Source organism: Streptomyces sp. NPDC002092 (assembly GCF_053593775.1).
In genome coordinates, this window is sequence record NZ_JBSFDG010000016.1 from 87,075 (window position 1) to 106,066 (window position 18,992).

Here is an 18,992-nt window from a genome sequence, read left to right on the forward strand (position 1 = left end):
CAGCAAATAATCGCCAATTACGTCAAACACACCGCACCCCCGGGACATCGGGCACTGATGCCGCCACACCGCCCGCCTTGAACAGACGACGCGCCCACGACCCGGGGGCCTGATCCGCAGCAGCAGCGGCACCCCCGGCGGCCGCCGAAAGTGCCTCGGCTGTCGCTGCGTCGGCGGGCAGGAACGCCTCGAGCTTCAGCTCGGCAAGTGTTACGTCGACGGCGGTGGCAAAGGTGGTCACGGTCGTGATCAGGTGCAGCTCACCGTACGAGGACTGCAGATGGAGCGGGACTGCGAAACCGAGTAGCCCGGCGGACGGATCCAACTGAGGAGCATATTCGGTGAGTTCGGCGCGCAGTTCCGCCAGGTGGCCGAGGCGGGCCAGGATGTGGCGCGCCCATTCAGCGAGATTACGGATGCGGGGAGCGAGGCCGTCGGGATGCAGTGCGAGGCGGTAGATGTTCGTGCCCGGGCCGACCAGAGCGGGACTCACCCCCTCGGTGATCCGATCGAATGCGGAGTTCGCTGCGATCAGGTCACCACTGCGGTCCACCACCAGCGCCGGATACGGCAGATGCCCGCGCAGGATGTGATCGATCGCCGTGCGCACAGGAGCCAGCGCCGGGTCGTCGAGTGCGCTCTCGGGGTAGACGGGCGCATACCCAGCGGCCAGCAACAGCTCGTTGCGCTCCCGCAAGGGCAGTTCCAGCGACTCCGCGAGGCGTACGACCATTTTCCGGCCGGGGACGGACCTGCCGGATTCGATGAAGCTGAGATGGCGCTGCGTGGTGCCCGCCCGTAGCGCCAGGTCGAGTTGGCTGAGATGCCGGCGGGTACGACGTTCGCGAAGCGCACGGGGGAAGTCCACGGGCCTGTTCTAACGGTGGCGGCGGTTCCCTGGCCATTCCCCGCAGGGAATTGTGGCGTCTCGCACCGGTCGCCGACGATCGCCGGCATGGACATCGGCGTACTGCTTCCGACCGGAACCGCCCAATGGGGCCCGGCCGACGACCCTCGCGAACTCATCTCCTTCGGCCGCAGGGCCGAACGCCTGGGCTTCTCCTCGCTCTTCGTCAACGACTCCCTGATCAGCCCGCGCATCGAGGCGCTCACGATGCTGGCCGCGCTCGCCCCGACGACCGAGACCGTGACGCTGGGTACGGCTGCACTGATGCCGTTCCTGCGGCGGCCGATCCAGGCCGCGCAGTCGCTTGGCTCGATCGACGTGTTGTCCGGTGGCCGGCTCACCGTGACCGTCGGTGCCGGCTTCCCCGGCCGCTTCGGACGGCCCCTCTACACGCTGTCCGAGCTGCCGTGGGAAAGGCGCTTCGCCCGCCTGGACGAGACCGTCGCGCTGTGGCGGGCCCTGTGGGACGGCGCCGACTCCTTCCACGGCGAGATCCTCCGGTTCGATGACATCCCGCCCACGACCCGGCCGTCCCAGGCCGGCGGGCCGCCGATCTGGCTCGGCGGCGCGACACCCGCAGCACTGTCCCGCACCGGACGGATGTACGACGGATGGCTGCCCTACCCGCCCGATCCCGCCGACTACGCATCCGGTATTCGCCATGTCCACCAAGCGGCGGCCGACGCCGGGCGCGCAGCCGAGGACATCACCCCCGCACTGTTCGTCTCCGTACGGTTGGACGACGACACCGAGAAGGGCCGTCGTGCACTGGACGCCTACGCACGAGCCACCTACGGCATGCCCTTGATTGAGTTGGAGAGGATCCAGGCCGTCCTCACCGGCTCCGCCCACCACGTGGTCGAGAGCCTTGGGCTGTACGTCGCCGCCGGCGCCCAGCACATCGTCGTACGACTCGGCGCCCTGGACCTGCACTCCCAGCGTGACCAACTCGAACAGCTCGCAGACCTGATCCCCGCCGTCCAGAAGACATCGGATCACGCCGCTGCCCCGGAGGCCTCCTGAGCCTGGCCGGACCTGCCACGCGCTCGCCACCAGCACAGCAGCTCCCGCGTTCCGGCTCCTGACCTGAGCCTCACCCCGGTGCCACATCAGACAACCTTGGCTCTGTGGCGCCGCTGGAAAATTCGTCGAAATAGTCTTCCCGGCGCAGCCAGGGATGGCCCCTTTCCGGCCCTTGACGGGGGGGTGGGCGGACTGAGAGTCGGGGCCTGGAGTGGTGGGTGCTTGCCGGTGTCCCCCGGACCCCCAGCAGCCCATTCCCGTCGTCGACACATATCGTCTGACCTGGTCTCTTCTGATCCTCGCTCCTACGATCGACGTCGGTCGAAAGGGGGCCGGATGGACCGGACCGTACGCACCGTCGAGGACGTTCTCGAGCTCTTGGACGGGTTCTTCGCATCTGATTCCGAGGCCGGCCGCCTGGCGACGGGTGACGGTAAGGGCTTTTGGGACCGCTTCTATGCCGACCGGTCAAGGCCGGTCCCGTTCTTCGTGTCCAAACCGGACGAGAACCTGGCCGCCTACCTCGACCAGGGCATGATCGCTCCGGGCCGGGCCCTGGACCTGGGATGCGGGCCGGGCCGCAATGCCGTGTACCTCGCCTCGCGCGGTTTCGAGGTGGACGCCGTCGATCTCTCCCCGGTTGCCGTGGCCTGGGGTGAGGACCGGGCCCACGAGGCCGGAGTCGATGTCCGCTTTCTGTGCGGCGACGCCTTCGCGCTTCCCACCGCCGAGTTGAGCGGTCCATACGACCTGGTCGTCGACTCGGGGTGCTTCCACCACCTACCGCCGCACCGCCGCGTCAGCTATCTGACCCTCCTCGACCGCGTCCTCGCACCGGGCGGCCACCTCGCACTCACCAGCTTCGCCGCCGGCGAGGCGGGAATGGGCTCGGAACTCACCGACGCGGACCTCTACCGTGAACGCGAGCTGCACGGCGGCCTCGCCTACACACCCGAGTCGCTGCGCTGGATCTTTTCTGACCTGGTGGAGGTGGAACTGCGCCGCATGCGGGAGGAACCGCCCGAGTCCGCACTGTTCGGCGTCACATTCCTGTGGACCGCGTTGTTCCGTCGGAGTGCGGCTGCCTCGGGCGAGGTTCGCACTGTTGACGACCGCGAGTAGGCGCGCACTCCACGCTGGGGTCCGAAGGCGAACTCGTCCTCGGACCCCGGGTTCTTACCCGTGTGGTTTCAGAGCATGATGAGCAGACGTGTCTTCGGCTTGAGCTTCCTGTTCACCGAACGGCTCTGCACGTACACCTCCAGCTTGGGGTTGTTCCCCGCCTTCACGGAGACGGTCCCCTGAATACCCGTGCCGAACAGCAGGGTGCGCGCCGCGTCGCCCGTATAGGCGCGGTCGGTGTCCTTCTCGACCACGATGACTTCCTTGTTCAGCTGAACTTGAGCCCGGGCACCCAACTGGTAGTAACACGAACCCCGTTCATACGTCACGCCTGGGTGGGAATTGACGAAGGGGCGGATCTCGACCTCCTGGTCGACCTTCAGGAGCCGGTACTTGTTCGCCGGAATCGGTTCGAGGTTCGCCCGGACCTCGTCCAGTGATATGTCCTGACCCACGGCGAACAGGTTCTTCGTACCGCGCACGCCTTGCTCTCGGCCCCGGAGAAAGCTGGTGGCAGCAGCGCGCACGGTGCCGATCGCCTCCTCGACGCCCTTCTGGGAATCCGCGTCCCAGATGGCGATGTTCCCTGCCGGGAAACCGTAGTTCTGGGCGGTCCGCTTGGCCAGAGAGTTCGGAACGAGGATCGCGGACGTCCAGTGGCCCGGGAGCCCGCCCATCTTCGCCGTGATTTTGTCGAGCCAGGGACCGAGGATGGTCATGTCACCGTCGTGCCGCCTGTCGCCCCCGGACGCGTTCTCCTCGCCGTCCGTCACCACGATCTGGAGGAAGCTGTGTTCGCCGTATTCCTCCCAGATATGACCAAGGTCGTCCAGGGACTTGAGCGATGCCTCAATGAGGGCGGTGGCGCCATTGTTGACGCGGTACAGACCCCGCATGGACGGCAGATGCTTCACGTCCATGTCCCAGACCAGGTTCTCCACCTTGTGGTCGAAGGAATAGAGGCTGATCCGGGTTTCGTGGCCGAGGCTGTCCGATTCGGCTTTCAGTCCAGCCACGAACTCGTCCACGACGCGGATGAGTTGACCTTCGTGCGGACGCATGGAACCCGAACAGTCCACCACCAGCGCGACATGGTTCACCTTGTGCTGGATCTTGTTTGCGGACATGCTTCTGCTCCCCCTCCGAGCTGCCCCGAATGATGCTTTCACTCTATGGGGAGGCACTGACAACGGCGTTTCCCGCAGACCCGGGGGCCCCGGCACTGTTGTGCCGCAACCCCCCGGCGAGTTACTTGAACTGACGGAGCATCAGTACGACGGCGGGGGGCGCAGGGCTCCGGCGACCTCGGCCGACGATGCCGGATGCAGCCACACTTCATCGGCACCGCGCTCTTCTCCACACAGGGCATGGAGTCGACGGCGCCCGGCTCGATGACCGCCGCTTCAGCCACCGACGACCCAGCCGTGGGGACACCGCCCGGTGTGGCTGCGTGACCCGGACGGCAACATCGTCAACCTCGACCAGGAGGCGTGAAGGCCGGTCCCTGCACCCACGCCGGCCTCGCCGTCACCACCGGTGACGCGCCCTTCGCACACGTCCCAGCCGTTCCGTGGCCGCGTTCTGGGACCAGCCCTCAACACCGGCCAGGCGTACGCATTTTCCTGCCGCCACTGCCATCGCAACCGTGTGCTCCCGCCCCATTGTGTTGCGTCTTGCGTGGCTCTACTGTTCGACTTTGCCTGAGTCTGTTTGATGCTGATTGCTCAGGCGGTATGGAGGCCGCAGTGCGAAGTGATCGGTTCGGTTCAGAGGCTGCGAGACCCAGTGGCGGTCGATGGTGGAGGGCGGTCCTTGCGACAGCCGCGACCATCGCCCTGGCCGCGGGCATGACCGCGCCCGCGGCGGCGCAGGACAGGGGCGGTCAGGCCCCAGCCGCCGCGACTGCAGCAAGTCCACCGACGCACACGGTGAAGCTCGACGGCTATTCGTTCCTCGTCGACGGCAAGCGCACCTATCTGTGGTCCGGCGAGTTCCACTACTTCCGGCTCCCGAGTCCTGACCTGTGGCGCGACATCTTCCAGAAGATGAAGGCCGCCGGATTCAACTCCACCTCGCTGTACTTCGACTGGGGATACCACTCGCCGAAGCCGGGCGTGTACGACTTCAGTGGCGTACGCGACGTCGACAAACTGCTCGACATGGCGCAGGAGGCCGGGCTCTACGTGATCGCTCGCCCGGCGCCGTACATCAACGCGGAGGTGGACAGCGGGGGCCTGCCCGGCTGGATGACCACCAAGGCCGGTCACAACCGCAGTGACGACCCGCAGTTCCTGAAGTACGCGGACGAGTGGCTGACGCAGATCGACCGGGTCATCGCCCGGCACCAGCTGACCAACGGCACCGGGTCGGTGATCGCCTACCAGGTCGAGAACGAGTACTACAACGGCTCGGCCGCCGGCCGCTCCTATATGCAGCACCTGGAGGACAAGGCCCGTGCCGACGGCATCACCGTGCCGCTGACCGGCAACAACAACGGCACCTTCAACTCCGGTGCGGGAGCCCTGGACGTCGACGGCCCGGACTCGTACCCGCAGGGCTTCAACTGCTCGAATCCCTCGAAATGGAACGGCGTCCCCGACATCAGCTACGACCACCCGGACGGCAAGCCGCTGTACTCACCCGAGTTCCAGGGTGGCGCCTTCGACCCCTGGGGCGGGCCGGGCTACGACAAGTGCGCCCAGCTGATCAACGACCAGTTCGCCAACGTGTTCTACAAGCAGAACATAGCCGTCGGCGCGACCGCCCAGAGCTTCTACATGACCTACGGCGGCACCAACTGGGGCTGGCTGGGCATGCCGGAGAACTACACGTCCTACGACTACGGCGCCGCGATCCGCGAGAACCGTCAGCTCGATCCGAAGTACTACGAGGACAAGCTCATCGGGTACTTCACGCAGTCGGTCGCCCCGCTGACCAAGACCGAGGCGATCAGGGCCACACCGCCGGACGACTCCGCGGTCGTCGACACGGCCCGGATGAACCCCGACACCAAGACGCAGTTCCATGTCCTGCGGCACGGCAACTCCACGTCCACGGCGGTCGACAAGACCCACATCTCGCTGGACTTCAACGCCCAGCCGTCCGCGGACGCCACCTACACCTGGGACGACCCCGACTCCGCGCTGCAGTACAGCGGTTCGTGGTCGCACGTGGCCGACCAGAGCTACACCGGGGGCGACTACAAGCACACCGAGTCGTTCTCCAACAAGGCCGGTGACTCGCTCACCGTCCCCTTCGACGGCACCGCGATCCGCTGGATCGGCTCGAAGACCGACAACCACGGCAACGCCGACGTCTACCTCGACGGCACCAAGGTGGCCACGGTCGACGACTTTGGCAGCGAGAGCCAGGCGGTCGTCTTCCAGAAGACCGGTCTGACCCCCGGATCGCACACGCTGAAGATCGTCGTCGCCGGGAACCACAGCTCGGGATCCACGGACAACTACGTGGCCGTCGACGCCATCGACGTGCCCACGGGTTCCGCCGCAGCGCAGCCGACGTACCCGGTCGTGCCCCAGCAGCCGGGCACCGCGATCACCCTCGACGGACGCGACTCCCATGTGATCACGGCCAACTACCGCCTCGGCGAAGCCCAGTTGCAGTACTCGACCTCGGAGATCATGACCAGCGCCGCCATCGCGAACCGCGATGTGGCCGTGCTCTACGGCGACCCGGGCAGCGACGGAGAGACCGTGCTGCGCTACTCCTCCGAGCCCACCGTGACCACCAGCGGCGGCACCGCCACCACCACCTGGGACAAGGACACCGGTGACCTGCGGCTGAACTACACGCACAAGGGCCTGCTCCGCATCAGCATCAGCGGCGGCGGAAAGCCCCCGCTGCTGCTGCTCGTCGGCGACAAGGCCACCGCCGACACCTTCTGGCGTCAGGACACGGCGAGCGGCCCGGTCCTCGTCCGCGGCACCCACCTGCTGCGGACGGCGACCAGCCTGGACGGCGGGCGCACCCTGGCGCTCACCGGCGACAACGCCGACGACAAGAACATCGAGGTGTTCACCTCCGCCGACCACGTCACCTGGAACGGCAGGACCCTGAAGACCCGGGCCACCGAGACGGGCAGCCTCACGGGGACGATCCCCGTGGCCGCCCCGGTACATCTGCCGTCCCTGACGACCTGGAAGCACGCCGAGGAGTCCCCCGAAGCGGCCCCCGCCTTCGACGACACCAGCTGGCAGGTCGCCGACAAGACCGCCACCAACAGCGTCTCCGGCGTCAACTCGCTGCCGGTGCTCTATGCGGACGACTACGGCTTCCACACCGGGAACACCTGGTACCGCGGCCGCTTCCACGCCACCGGCAAGGAGACCGGCATCCACCTGGTGTCGGACTCCGGCGGAGACGCGCAGGCCTTCTCCGCCTGGCTCAACGGCACCTTCCTGGGCAGCTCCACCACAGGCAGCGCCGACTTCACCTTCCCCGCCGGTTCGGTGAAGGCCAAGGGCGACAACGTACTCTCCGTGCTCACCGTGAACATGGGACACGAGGAGGACTACAACTCGACCAACGGCAACAAGACCGCACGCGGCCTGACCAGCGCCTCCCTCGTAGGGGCGCCGCTGACCTCCGTCACCTGGCGGCTGCAGGGCGTACGAGGCGGCGAGGAGTTGCAGGACACCGTGCGCGGTCCGCTCTCGACGGGCGGCCTGTACGGCGAGCGCGCCGGCTGGTCCCTGCCCGGCTACCCGGACGACAAGTGGAGCCGGGTGTCCCTGCCGACGACCGATACCCGTCCCGGAGTCTCCTGGTACCGGACCGACGCGGCACTGGATCTGCCGCGCGGCCAGGACACCTCCCTCGGGCTGACGTTCACCGACGACCCGTCCCGCAAGTACCGCGCGACGATCTTCGTGAACGGCTGGCAGGTCGGCAACTACGTCAACTACCTCGGCCCCCAGCACACCTTCCCGGTCCCAGGCGGGATCCTCAACCCGAACGGCCGCAACAGCATCGCCATCGCCGTGTGGAACCTGGACGGCAGCACCGGCGGGCTGGGCAAGGTCTCACTCACCGATTACGGCAGCTACGCCTCGTCCCTGCGCGTCGCGCAGAACGACAGTCCCCGCTACGACCACAAGAAGTACGCCATGCCCGAGCGTCCGGGGGCTGATGTCGCCCTGGACGTGCCGGACACTGCGCAGCCGGGCCAGGCCTTCACGGCCGAGGCCACGGTGCGGGTGCCGAAGGACCGGCCGTCCGCCTCCGAGCTGACGGCCTCGCTCTCCGCGCCGGACGGCTGGAGCGTCAGCGCCCCGAGCCCCGCTTCGGTCAAGCGCGTACCGCCCGGCGGGTCGGCCGCCTTCACCTGGAAGGTCCAGCCGCCCACCGGGACGCTGCCGTCCGCCTCGGCGCTCACGGCGACGGTGCGCTACCGGCAGAGCGGACGGCAGGCCGCGGGCGAGGACGAGCGCATCGTCGGCGGAATCCCGCCCGCCCCGCCGGCCGGCAAGAGCGCGGTGAGCGATCTGCCGTTCCTGTCGTCCACCAACGGCTGGGGCCCGGTGGAGCGCGACAGCAGCGTCGGTGAACAGGCGGCCGGGGACGGCCGTCCGATCACCATCGACGGGGTCCGCTCCACCAAGGGCCTGGGCACCAACGCGGTCAGCGACGTCCAGCTTTATCTAGCCGGAAACTGCTCCCGGTTGACGGCGGACGTCGGCGTCGACGACGAGACAGGGGGTGCGGGAACGGTCACGTTCTCCGTGATCGCCGACGGCAAGACCCTGGTGACCACGCCGACGATCCACGGCAAGCAGGCCGCGGTGCCGATCGACGTCGACGTCAGCGGCGCCCAGGTGGTCGACCTCAAGGTCGGTGACGCCGGCGACGGAAACGGCAGCGACCACGGCGACTGGGCGACGCCGACACTGACGTGCGGTTAGCGTAGGGGCCGCTTCCCGGGCGGATGCCCGGGAAGCGGCCCTCATCATCACTGCCGCCAGAGCCTTTACTGACCGAAGCCGTAGGCGAACAGGTGGTCGGTGCCCGTCGAACCCGTCACCGGCAGCGTGATCGACGCCACCTGCTTGGAGGCATCGAGCGGGACCTTCGTGGCGAAGGCGTAGGTCCTGACGCTGTCCCGGCCTCCGCTGCCGGTGTTGCGGTAGGACGTCGCGACGGCGGTCGTATCGCCCTCGATCGGCTTGCCGGCCCCGCCGTTCAGTGTCCAGTCAGAGAAGCCGACCGTCGCCTTCGAGGTGGTGCCGTCGGTGTAGGTGACGGTCACCGTGCCCGAGATGCCGTCGCTCGGCGCGTTGGTCGCCGCGCCGAGCAGGCCCAGCGACGCACCCGAAGTACCGGCCGGCATCGGAATCGTCTGGCCGGCCATCTCCAGGTTGTCCAGCTGACCGGATGTCACGGTCGGCCAGGTGTAGGAGATGCCGTCGACGGTGACGGTCGAGCCGCTCGTGACACCCGCCGCTGACAGCGCGTTCTGCGAGTAGGCCCAGCCATCGTTGTCGAAGCCGCCCGAGAAGGTGGCGCCGTCGGGATAGATGCCCTCGTTGGTGTTGTACGGCCACAGCGCACCGGCCTTGGCCACGGCCACGCGGAGGCTTGCCCCGCTCAGCGTCGCGCCGCTGCTGTGGTCGGTCAGCGCAAAGGTGACCGGGAAGGTTCCCTCGCTCGTGCCGGCCGTCACATGGATCTTCGCCTCGGCGCTGCCCGAGGCGGGGACGGTCAGCGAGCCGGAGGACGTGTCCAAGGTGATGGCGGAGGGCGCCGTGGCCTTCCAGTCGACCGTGACGGCCTTGCTGCCGAGGTTGGTCAGGTCGAGGGTGCCGTCACCGGAAGCGCCCGGCTGGAGCACCAGGCCGTCACTGGAGGGGCCGGTCGCGGCCAGCACCCGGCTGCCGCCCGTGGTGTCCGACGGCGGTGCCGCCGACGGGTCGGACGCCCAGGAGGTGTTGGGCCGGGTGCCGAGCGTGTAGTCGATGCTTCCGGCGCCCTTGAACTGCCCGTACGTCAGCCAGGAGGTCTTCCACTCCTTGCCCTTCACGTTGAGGGACTGCACGTACGGCGCGTCGGGTGCGGCCTGCGGAGCGTTGATCCGCACCGTCCTGCCGCCGGCGAGGGTGGCCTGGGCCACCGGGAACGCCGGGCTGCCGAGCGCGAGGGTGTCCGTGCCCGGCGTCTCGGGGTACATGCCGAGTTCGGACCAGACGTACCAGGAGCTCATCGCGCCGAGGTCGTCGTTGCCGAAGGAGCCGACCGGAGCGTTGAAGTACAGCTTCTGCTGGGCTTCGCGTACGGCCGCCTGGGTCTTCCACGGCTGGCCCGTGTAGTCGTACTCCCAGGGGATCTCCACGCTGGGCTCGTTGCTCAGGTCGGCGTTGGTGTTGCCGGGGTCGGTGATGTTGTCGAGGAGGCTGTCCAGGAAGGACGAGTACGCCTTGGCTCCGCCGCGTGCCTGGATGAGCTGCTCCAGGTTGAACGGGACCATGGGGGTGTACTGGGCGGAGGTGCCCTCCACGAAGCCGTTGGAGGTGCCGGGGGTGAATCCGCCCGCGAACTGGCCGTCCTTGTTCTTGGCCTGCAGATAGCCGGTCTGCGGGTTGAAGACGTTCATCCAGTCCTGGGCCCGGGTGGCGAACTTCTCGTAGACGTCCGTCTTGCCCAGGGACTTCGCGAACGCGGCCACCGCGTAGTCGGCGGAGTCGTACTCCAGTTGAGTGGAGACCGGGCCGTAGAAGTTGCAGCAGCCGTAGTCGTTCTCGTCCAGCGGGAGATAGCCCTTCGCGTCCCGTACGGCCTCGCCCGGCCGGTCGTTGTTGGGGGCGGAGGCCTCGTGCTGGAGAGCGGCCAGCGCCTTGTCCGTGTCGAAGTTCGTCGCGCCGAAGGCGTACGCGCCGGTGATGATGCCGGCGGCCGGGTCGCCGACCATCACGTAGCTCTCGCCGTTGTTGGAGGCCCATTTGGGCAGCAGGCCGGTCTGGTCGTAGCCGTTGAGCATGGAGGTGACGACGTCACTCGCGACCTTGGGCTCCACCATCGCCATGAGCTGGGTCTGGGAGCGGTAGGTGTCCCAGCCCGAGTAGTTGGCGTACTGGGCCCGCTGGCCCTTGGCCAGTCTGTGGACCTGGTTGTCCATGCCCATGTACTGGCCATTGGCGTCGGAGAAGACGTTCGGGTGCAGCAGCGCGTGGTAGAGCGCGGTGTAGAACTGCGTCTGCTGGTCGGAGGTGCCGCCGCCGATCTGGAGCTTGTTGAGCACCGCGTTCCAGGCCTGGTGGTTGGCCTGCTGGACGGCGTCGAGGTTCCATGTGTCGATCTCGGTCGCGAGGTTGTCCGCCGCGTTGGTGTCGTTCGTGTACGAGATGCCGACCTTCGCGCTCACCGTGGGGTCGGCGGAGGTGTCGAAGGTCAGGTACATGCCGTTCGCGCCGGTGGTGGGCGGCTGGGCCGCCCGGGTCGTGGCCGACGACCGGGGTGCGGTACCGGCGCTCGGTGCCGGGGACGGTGTGCCGGAGGCCTTGCCGCTGCTCCCGTGGATCGTGGGGGCCGGCTTCGCCGGGACAGTGAAGTGCTTCTCCTTCAGCGGGTCCGGCTGGGAGGCCTGCGGCGTCTGGCTGACCTTGCCCGCCTTCAGCGACCTCGCGTCGGGGTTGATGGTGCTGCCGACCCAGGTGCCGCTCTCGGTGAACGGCTGGTCGAACTTGATGTCGAAGTGCAGCGTGTACCTGTTCTTCGCGCCGCAGAAGTGACCACTGTCGATCGCGCCGCTGATCTCCCGGTCGTTCACCACCTGGACCCGGGTGCCGTCCACCTGCGTGGCACCGCCGCTGAGCTTGAACAGCAGGTTCGCCTGCTTGCCCGCCGGGAAGGTGAAGCGGCCGAGGCCTGCGCGGGTGGTGTCGGTCAGCTCCGTCTTGACGCCGTTCGCGTCCGTGACCCTGTAGGAGCCGATGCCCGCCTGCTCGTCGCTGTGGCTGAAGCCGACGGACGTATCGCCGAGGCTGCCCGACAGCGCGCCGGTCACCGGCAGGATGGGCAGGTCGCCCGCCACGGGGCAGCCGGGGCCCGAAACGTGGGTGAGGCTGAAGCCTGAGATCTTGCTGTCGTTGTACTCGTAGCCACCGCCGTCGGGGCGGTGGGGCGTCGTGTCGGGGCCCCACTGCACCATGCCCGCCGGCATGTCGGGACCGGGGAAGGTGTCCACGGCACCGGAGGTGCCGATGAGGGGGTTGACGAGGGACGCCGGATCCTTCACGAAGGCCGGCGTCGCGGTGCTCGCGGCATCTGCGCTGCCCACTGCCGAGAGCGGCAGGGCGACCATGCCCAGCACGCAGACCGCCGCCAGTCGCTGACGGCGTCTCTTTCGATCACGTGGCGCAGCTGAACGTCGGGGTCTCACCATCGGTTGCCTCCGCAGCAGTTCGTGCTTCGCACTTCAGGTGCCGGCGCTCCGAGAAACACGCAGCACCGACGACAGACAACGTTGTCGAGTGACTACTCCGTGCGACCTGACAACGTTGCCATCCATGAGTGTCGAGTGAAACGCCTGAGCTGATGGGATGTCAACGAGGCCAACCGGACTTTCTGAGGGAGGAGTTCACGGATGGTCACACCAGCACCCGCCGGGGTCGGGATCGCGTCGCGGCCTGCCCATGGTTTTCCGCTAACTGCCTTGCGCAGAAAGGCGTTTCATGGCCTCTCCCGGACACCGATACGGTCCCGTTCATGGAGTGGAATTTTCTGACGGCCGAAGAACTCACGGCTGCCCTGCGTGCCGGTGAAGTGACCTCGGTGGAACTCACCGACGAGGCGATCGCCCGTATTGAGCGGGACGACAAGGCGGTCAACGCGATCTGTGTGCCGGACTTCGACCGTGCGCGGGCCGCCGCGCGCGACGCCGACCAGGCCCGCGCCCGAGGCGAGGACCGACCGCTGCTCGGCCTTCCGGTGACGGTCAAGGAGTCCTACAACGTCGCCGGGCTGCCCACGACCTGGGGCATGCCGCACCACCGGGACTACATACCGGCCGAGGACGCGGTGCAGGTGTCGCGGCTCAGAGCCGCGGGCGCGGTGGTGCTCGGCAAGACCAATGTGCCGTTGCTGCTGCAGGACGTGCAGAGCTTCAACGAGATCTACGGGACGACGAACAACCCGTGGGATCACGGCCGTACGCCCGGCGGGTCCTCCGGCGGATCAGCGGCGGCCCTCGCGTGCGGCTTCGGCGCGCTGTCCATCGGCTCCGACATCGGCGGTTCACTGCGCACCCCCGCGCATTTCTGCGGTGTGTACGCCCACAAGCCGACCGTCGGGCTGGCGGCGACCCGCGGTATGGTCCCGCCGCCCGCACCGGCATTGCCGGCGGAGCACGACCTCGCTGTCGCCGGTCCGATGGCGCGCAGCGCCCGCGACCTCACACTTCTGCTCGACGTCATGGCCGGTCCCGACCCGCTCACGCTCGGCATGGCGCACACGTTGCGGCTGCCGCCCGCGCGCCACGAGCGGCTGGGCGACTTCCGGGTCCTGGTTCTCGACGAGCATCCGCTCATTCCGACCGGGTCAGCTGTGCGGGCGGCCGTGGGCCGGGTGGCCGACGCGCTTGCCGGCGGCGGCGCCCGCGTCGAACGCCACAGTCCGCTGCTGCCGAGTCTCACCGAAGCCGCCGAAATCTACATGCAGTTGCTGTTCTCGAACTCCGCCGCGCGTTTTCCCGTCGAGATGTACGAGCAGCTGCGCACCCATGCCGCCGGGCTGAGCGCGGACGACCGGAGTCTCGATGCGACGCGGCTGCGCGGGATGGTGCTCAGCCACCGCGACTGGATGGAGGCGAGCCACCGCCGTGAACTGCACCGCCACGGCTGGCGGCAGGTCTTCGCCGAGTTCGACGCCGTGGTGTGTCCCGTCACGCCCACTCCCGCGTTCCCGCACGACCACAACCCCGATCTGATGGGTCGTCGGCTCGACATCGACGGCGTCGAGTACCCGTACCTGGACCAGCTCGTCTGGGCCGGTCTGGCCACCATGCCCGGACTGCCCGCCACCGCCGTGCCCGCGGGCCGGTCCCCCGAGGGTCTGCCGGTGGGCGTGCAGCTGATCGGTCCGATGTTCGAGGACCGCACCCCGCTGCGGCTGGCCGAACTGCTCGAGCCGAGGCTCGGCGGCTTCCAGGCGCCGGGGTACTCAGAAAGCTCGTAGTCATGGAGCGCGACGCCTGACGCCCTCGGTGGGGCGTCAGGCGAGGCCGAACCAGCTGAGCACCGTCTGAATCAGAAGGATGGTGGACATGGCGCCTACGCCGACGACCACGGCGGTGGCCGCGATGCGGTAGCGGGGGCCGTTGGCGGCAGGGCCTAGGACGGAGCGGCGGTTGGTCAGTACCAGGAGGTACACCAGGACGATGGGGCTGATCAGGCCCTGGAGGACCTGGGTGCCGATGAGCAGTTGGATGACGTCGACGGGTGTCATGGCGACCGTGGCGCCGAGCACGATCTGGGCGGTGAACAGGCCCAGGAACAGCGGGGCGTCGCGGAAGCTGCGGGAGACGGAGCGTTCCACACCGGCGGCCTCGCCGATGGCGTAGCTGGCGGAGAGGGGGACCACGGCTCCGGCCAGGGCGGAGGCGCCGATCAGGCCGAGGGCGAAGAGGAGTTCCGCGTTCTGGCCGGCGACCGGTTTGAGGGCCTCGGCGGCCTGGGCGGCGGAGTTCAGCGGACCGGTTCCGCCGATGGCCGAGGCGGTGGCGATGATGATGGTCAGGCTGATGATGCAGGCGAAGACCGCGCCGAGGATGGCGTCGGCGCGGATGAGGGGGTAGTCGGCGGGTTTGGCACCCCGGTCGACGACGCCCGCGGCGGCGTAGAACTGCATGTACGGGCTGACCGTCGTCCCGATCAACGCGACCGCCAGCAGGATGAAGTCCTTGCTCGGCTCGACGTGCGGGACCACCAGGTGGTGGCCCACGGCGCCCCAGTCGGGGTGGCCGAGGATCATCGCGATCGGGTAGGCGAAGAAGGCCAGCGACATGATCAGGAAGATGCGTTCGGCCCAGTGGTAGGAGCCGAACAGCACCAGGGCCCAGAGGAGGATCGCGGCGGGTGGGATGACCGCCCATTTGGGGACGCCGAGGAGTTCGAAGGCTGCGCCGATCCCCGCGAACTCACTGACCACCAGGCCGGTGTTGGCCAGCAGCAGGCAGAACACGGCCAGTGCGCTCAGGCGGAGGCTGAACTGCTCGCGGATCAGGGCCCCGAGGCCCTTGCCGGTGTGGGCGCCGAGGCGTACGGCCATCTCCTGCACCATGACCAGGGCGATGGTGACCAGCACCATGAAGAACAGGGTGCCGTAGGTGAATTGGGCGCCGGCCGACGCGTAGGTGGCGATGCCGGCGGCGTCGTTGCCGGCGTTCGCGGCGACCAGGCCGGGGCCGGCGATCGCCGCGACCAGGGTGATGCGCCGCCAGCCGGTGCGCCGCGCGGGGGCGTCCGAGGCGGCGAGGGTGGTGTCGAGGTCGCGGGTCACTGGAGGAACCTCCGGAAGTGCAGGCGCCCGCGTTCGGGCAGCAGGGCGTCGAGCAGGTCGTCGGCCAGGATCCGGCCGAGCGGGCGGTCACCGTCGTCGACCACCAGGAGGGAGGAGGCGCGTGCCGCGACCAGGTGGTCGGCGGCGTCGGACAGCGGGGTGTCCGCCTGCACGGTGACGGGCGGGCCGAACTGGGCCCGCCAGGCCACCAGGTCGGCGACCGGGGCCGAGTCCTCGGCGACCGCCAGGTCGAAGAGGGGGATGTCGCACAGGACCCGGCCCTCGTCGTCGACGACGGCGACGGCGTCGACCTCGGTGCGGTGCTCGACCTGTTCGGCCAGCAGGGCCCGCATGTCGGCGACGGTCGCGTCGCGGTGGGCGGTGACCAGCAGGGTGGTCATGGCGCCGCCCGCCGTGCCCTCGCGGTGGGTCAGCAGCCTCCGCAGCTCGGCCGCCTCCCCCTTCGGCATACGGGTCAGCAGCGCCTCGCGCTCCTCGCCGGTGAGGTCGCGCAGGGCGTCGGTGGCCTCGTCCGGCTCCATCTCGTCCACCAGCCGGGCGGCGTGCTCCGGCTTGGCCTCGCGCAGCAGGTTCTCCAGTTCGGCCGGCTCCATCTCCTCCAGTGCGTCGGCGGCCTGCTCCGGGTCCAGCCAGCCGAGCAGCTGCTGGCGTTCGGCGCGGCCGAGGTCTTCGAGGATGTCGGCCAGATCGGCCGGGCGCAGCCGGTGCAGCGCGGTCCTGGAGGCGCGCAGCCGCACCTCGGGCGGCCCTTCGGTGGCCTGTTCGGCGAAGGGGGCCACCGACTGCCAGTCCAGCACCCGCTCCGGGGTCGGCCTCGCCTGCCAGCGGCGAGGGCCGAGCCGGCGCAGCAGGGTGGGCAGGGACACGTCCACCCCGACCAGTACGACCTGGTCGACCAGGGGTGCGAGATACAGGTCGGCGGCGCGGGTGACCTGGACCCCGTCCACGTCGACCAGCTGGTGGTCGAGGACGTCCTTGGCGAGCAGCACCTCGCCCGGGCGGCGGGCGAAGTCACGCAGATCGACCCGCGCGGTGCGCAACCGTACGTGTCCCGCCTGGAACTTGCCGACGGCGTCGGCGGGCAGGAAGGTCCGCCGTCGGCCGATGCGCAGGATCAGCCCGGTGACGGGCGGGTAGGGCTCGGGCCCGTACAGCCGGGCGACGACGTCGACGACGCGGCCGACCTCCTCGCCGGACTGGTTGGTGACCGGGCCTCCGACGAGCCCGGCGAGCGACACCAGTGACGTACGGACCGCCTTGGACGCCGTGGCACGGCGTTCCAGAGTGACCCGTCGGTCGCGCAGGCGGGCCGAGGTGGACATGAGCAGAGTGTGGGCAGCCAAGACGAACACCCCCTCGCCCCACCATGGCGGGGCACCGGGCAGCCCTGGGCAGCACGCTCCCTCCCGAACCGTCGGCGCACAGCACGACGACGGCACGCCGACGCTCGGCCCGGCAGGGCCGATGTGCGGCAGCAGTCAGGGAAGGACGGGCTGTCCGAGGCCACGGAAGGACAGCGCGGACAACACGGAGAAGGGCCGACTATGGCCCGGACTACTGTCCATCTCGCCTCCTCCCGGTCCTGGCCGCGCAACGGGCGTCGCAGCCATACGGCAAGGGGCAACCGGGAGCACTCGGCTCCGCCGCACCCCAACTCGTCAGAGCTTTGGCACTCCACGGCGTGATCCCCCGCGAACCGGGCGGGGGAAGCCACTTGGGGTCACCCCTTGGGCCGGGGAGACCTGTCCTGATCCGGAGCGTCTCTCGACGGGTGGGATCAGTGGCCTGTGTCCGTGAAGACGCCTCACCGAACGAGGTGTCTGGTCAAACCGCTCACAGGATACGCCTGTCGCGACGCGACTTGCCCGCCTATGACCGGCCCTTGACCATGCCTGTGGCCTGTCGCGACCAGATCGAATGAGACGGATCACGTACGTCACACCCACCCGCCTGGCGAAACCCTACACACTGTAGGGTGCAGGCTGCCCGTCGATTCGGCCCGGCGGCAGTGAGTCGAGGACGGGGGGATCCATGAAAGAACCCGACACTCTGTCGCCTGTGGGTGACGCTGCCTTCGAGGAGATCCTGGACCAGGCCCTGGACTCGCCCGAGCTCTCGGAGGCGATCGGCTGTGCCGTCACGGGGCCGACCCGCGGGCGACTTCGCGCCGAGGCCCTGCAGGCGCGTGCGCCCATATCCGGTGCCGCCGCCGTCGAGTACGACCGCTATCTGCGGCTGTGGGCCTTTGCCGTCGAGGCCGACCACGGCCGACGGCGCGACGATGACTCGCCCCGTGCTGCAGGCGAGGAAGATGGCGGGCTGCTCGCGACGCTGGCAGTTCTGGTGCCGAGCCTCGGAGCCGTTGTCGCGGGCGTGTTCCTGCTGACCGGGTTCAGCCTGCATGCCCTGGACGCCCGCCCGCACTTGGGCGACGGGCTCATCGCGGTGGGCGTGGTCGCCGCCGCCGTGGCGGCAGGGGCGACGCTGGGCGATCTGGCGTGGCTGCTGACAGCGCCGGCCCGCAACCGCGCTCCCGCCGACGGCGTGGAGCCGCCGGATCGGGATCCCGCAGTGTCTCAGGCACGTGAGGCCTGGCAATCGGCCCTCCTGGAACGGGGGTTGCTCCCCTTCCTGCTCGGCCGACTGGACGCGGCGGACGCACCCGAAGCCGGGAGTCCTGACCAGCAGGGGTGATTCATGCCGGCGGCGGCCCGGCCGCGCGACACGATGTGCGCGGCGGTGGCGTGGGTCCCTGGAGCAGATCTCCACCGATCAGCGGGCCCTCGCCGGTGCCCGCATCGCGCGCTTCGGTCCGCGCCCCGGCCGGGCCGTCCGCCGGTCCGCCGGCCACGGGCCGCAGCCGTACGCGGGCGTCCAGGCCGCCGCCGGGAGCGGCGCCGAGGGTGATCTCACCGCCGGAAGCGTGGACGAGGTGGCGGACGATGGGCAGACCGAGGCCGGTGCCGTCGTGGTGGGATCAAAGGAGCGCCGGGAGCGGTCGAAGGCACGCGCGCAGTCGGACTCGCTCATCCCGGGCCCCTGGGCGACGACATGGAGTGCGGTGCCCGGCGGGAACGTGGTGAGCTCGATCGGCATGTCCTTGTCCCTCACTGCGGGCCGGGCTCGGCCGTCAGCCTGCGTTCTCCGCCTCCTCCGTGCCCTCCTGCCTGGTGGCCGTGACGTTGTACGACTTGTCGAGGTACACCTCCACCGGTGTACCGTCCCGTTCATTGATCTCGACGGTGTCGCCCGCGGTCCCGGTGCCGTCGGCCTGAGCCGTCTGCCGGGTGTCGGCCGCCGGCGCAAGCGGCGAGCAGGACACGACGGGGCAGGACACGCATCAGGTGTGCCTCCCGGCGGTCAGGTCGCGCGGGGCAGCCTTGCCTCGAACACCGCGCCACCACTCGGCGTC

At 69.1% G+C, this 18,992-nt stretch carries 13 protein-coding genes and 1 riboswitch; of the genes, 6 read left to right on the plus strand and 7 right to left on the minus strand.

Annotation, left to right across the window (positions count from 1 at the left end):
• Positions 1-22 precede the first annotated feature (22 nt).
• Positions 23-868 (minus strand): helix-turn-helix domain-containing protein, encoded by an 846-nt coding sequence (locus ACWCRD_RS32700; protein WP_450969351.1) that lies wholly within the window; start codon positions 866-868, stop codon positions 23-25.
• Between the two features lie 87 nt (positions 869-955).
• Between ACWCRD_RS32700 and ACWCRD_RS32705 the strand changes: the two genes are divergently transcribed.
• Together ACWCRD_RS32705 and ACWCRD_RS32710 are read left to right on the plus strand one after the other, a co-directional pair.
• Positions 956-1,930 (plus strand): LLM class flavin-dependent oxidoreductase, encoded by a 975-nt coding sequence (locus ACWCRD_RS32705; RefSeq protein ID WP_450969352.1) that lies wholly within the window; start codon positions 956-958, stop codon positions 1,928-1,930.
• Between the two features lie 336 nt (positions 1,931-2,266).
• Positions 2,267-3,052, plus strand: coding sequence for a class I SAM-dependent methyltransferase (locus ACWCRD_RS32710; RefSeq protein ID WP_450969353.1), 786 nt, complete (start codon positions 2,267-2,269; stop codon positions 3,050-3,052).
• A 68-nt stretch (positions 3,053-3,120) separates the two neighbouring features.
• Here the strand turns inward: ACWCRD_RS32710 and ACWCRD_RS32715 are convergent, their stop codons facing one another.
• Positions 3,121-4,179 (minus strand): VWA domain-containing protein, encoded by a 1,059-nt coding sequence (locus ACWCRD_RS32715; protein ID WP_450969354.1) that lies wholly within the window; start codon positions 4,177-4,179, stop codon positions 3,121-3,123.
• Between the two features lie 195 nt (positions 4,180-4,374).
• Here ACWCRD_RS32715 and ACWCRD_RS32720 point away from each other — a divergent pair, with 195 nt between their 5' ends.
• Both ACWCRD_RS32720 and ACWCRD_RS32725 read left to right on the plus strand, forming a co-directional pair.
• Positions 4,375-4,506: a hypothetical protein gene (locus tag ACWCRD_RS32720; protein WP_450969355.1), complete on the plus strand. Its 132-nt coding sequence runs from the start codon at positions 4,375-4,377 to the stop codon at positions 4,504-4,506.
• Between the two features lie 393 nt (positions 4,507-4,899).
• The gene (locus tag ACWCRD_RS32725) at positions 4,900-8,973 is read left to right on the plus strand and encodes a beta-galactosidase (protein WP_450969356.1); all 4,074 of its coding nucleotides are present in this window, start codon (positions 4,900-4,902) and stop codon (positions 8,971-8,973) included.
• Positions 8,974-9,038: 65 nt separating this feature from the next.
• On the opposite strand, the gene ACWCRD_RS32730 is transcribed toward ACWCRD_RS32725, so the two are convergent.
• Positions 9,039-12,365: a lectin gene (locus ACWCRD_RS32730; RefSeq protein WP_450969357.1), complete on the minus strand. Its 3,327-nt coding sequence runs from the start codon at positions 12,363-12,365 to the stop codon at positions 9,039-9,041.
• 404 nt (positions 12,366-12,769) lie between these two features.
• On the opposite strand from ACWCRD_RS32730, the gene ACWCRD_RS32735 reads away from it, so the two are divergent.
• Positions 12,770-14,236, plus strand: a complete 1,467-nt coding sequence (locus ACWCRD_RS32735) for an amidase (RefSeq protein ID WP_450969358.1) — start codon at positions 12,770-12,772, stop codon at positions 14,234-14,236.
• 36 nt (positions 14,237-14,272) lie between these two features.
• Here ACWCRD_RS32735 and ACWCRD_RS32740 read toward each other — a convergent pair whose 3' ends face one another.
• The gene (locus ACWCRD_RS32740) at positions 14,273-15,559 is read right to left on the minus strand and encodes an NRAMP family divalent metal transporter (RefSeq protein ID WP_450969359.1); all 1,287 of its coding nucleotides are present in this window, start codon (positions 15,557-15,559) and stop codon (positions 14,273-14,275) included.
• Positions 15,556-16,902: a magnesium transporter MgtE N-terminal domain-containing protein gene (locus ACWCRD_RS32745; protein ID WP_450969360.1), complete on the minus strand. Its 1,347-nt coding sequence runs from the start codon at positions 16,900-16,902 to the stop codon at positions 15,556-15,558. Before ACWCRD_RS32745 ends, ACWCRD_RS32740 begins: the two co-directional genes overlap by 4 nt.
• Before the next feature lie 320 nt (positions 16,903-17,222).
• Positions 17,223-17,403: riboswitch (M-box (ykoK) riboswitch) on the minus strand.
• A 235-nt stretch (positions 17,404-17,638) separates the two neighbouring features.
• On the opposite strand from ACWCRD_RS32745, the gene ACWCRD_RS32750 reads away from it, so the two are divergent.
• Positions 17,639-18,274, plus strand: coding sequence for a hypothetical protein (locus ACWCRD_RS32750; RefSeq protein WP_450969361.1), 636 nt, complete (start codon positions 17,639-17,641; stop codon positions 18,272-18,274).
• A gap of 78 nt (positions 18,275-18,352) precedes the next feature.
• On the opposite strand, the gene ACWCRD_RS32755 is transcribed toward ACWCRD_RS32750, so the two are convergent.
• Entirely contained in the window at positions 18,353-18,676 is a 324-nt protein-coding gene (locus ACWCRD_RS32755) for a hypothetical protein (protein ID WP_450969362.1), read from the minus strand.
• A gap of 34 nt (positions 18,677-18,710) precedes the next feature.
• Positions 18,711-18,917, minus strand: a complete 207-nt coding sequence (locus ACWCRD_RS32760; protein ID WP_450969363.1) for a hypothetical protein — start codon at positions 18,915-18,917, stop codon at positions 18,711-18,713.
• Between the last annotated feature and the right edge of the window lie 75 nt (positions 18,918-18,992).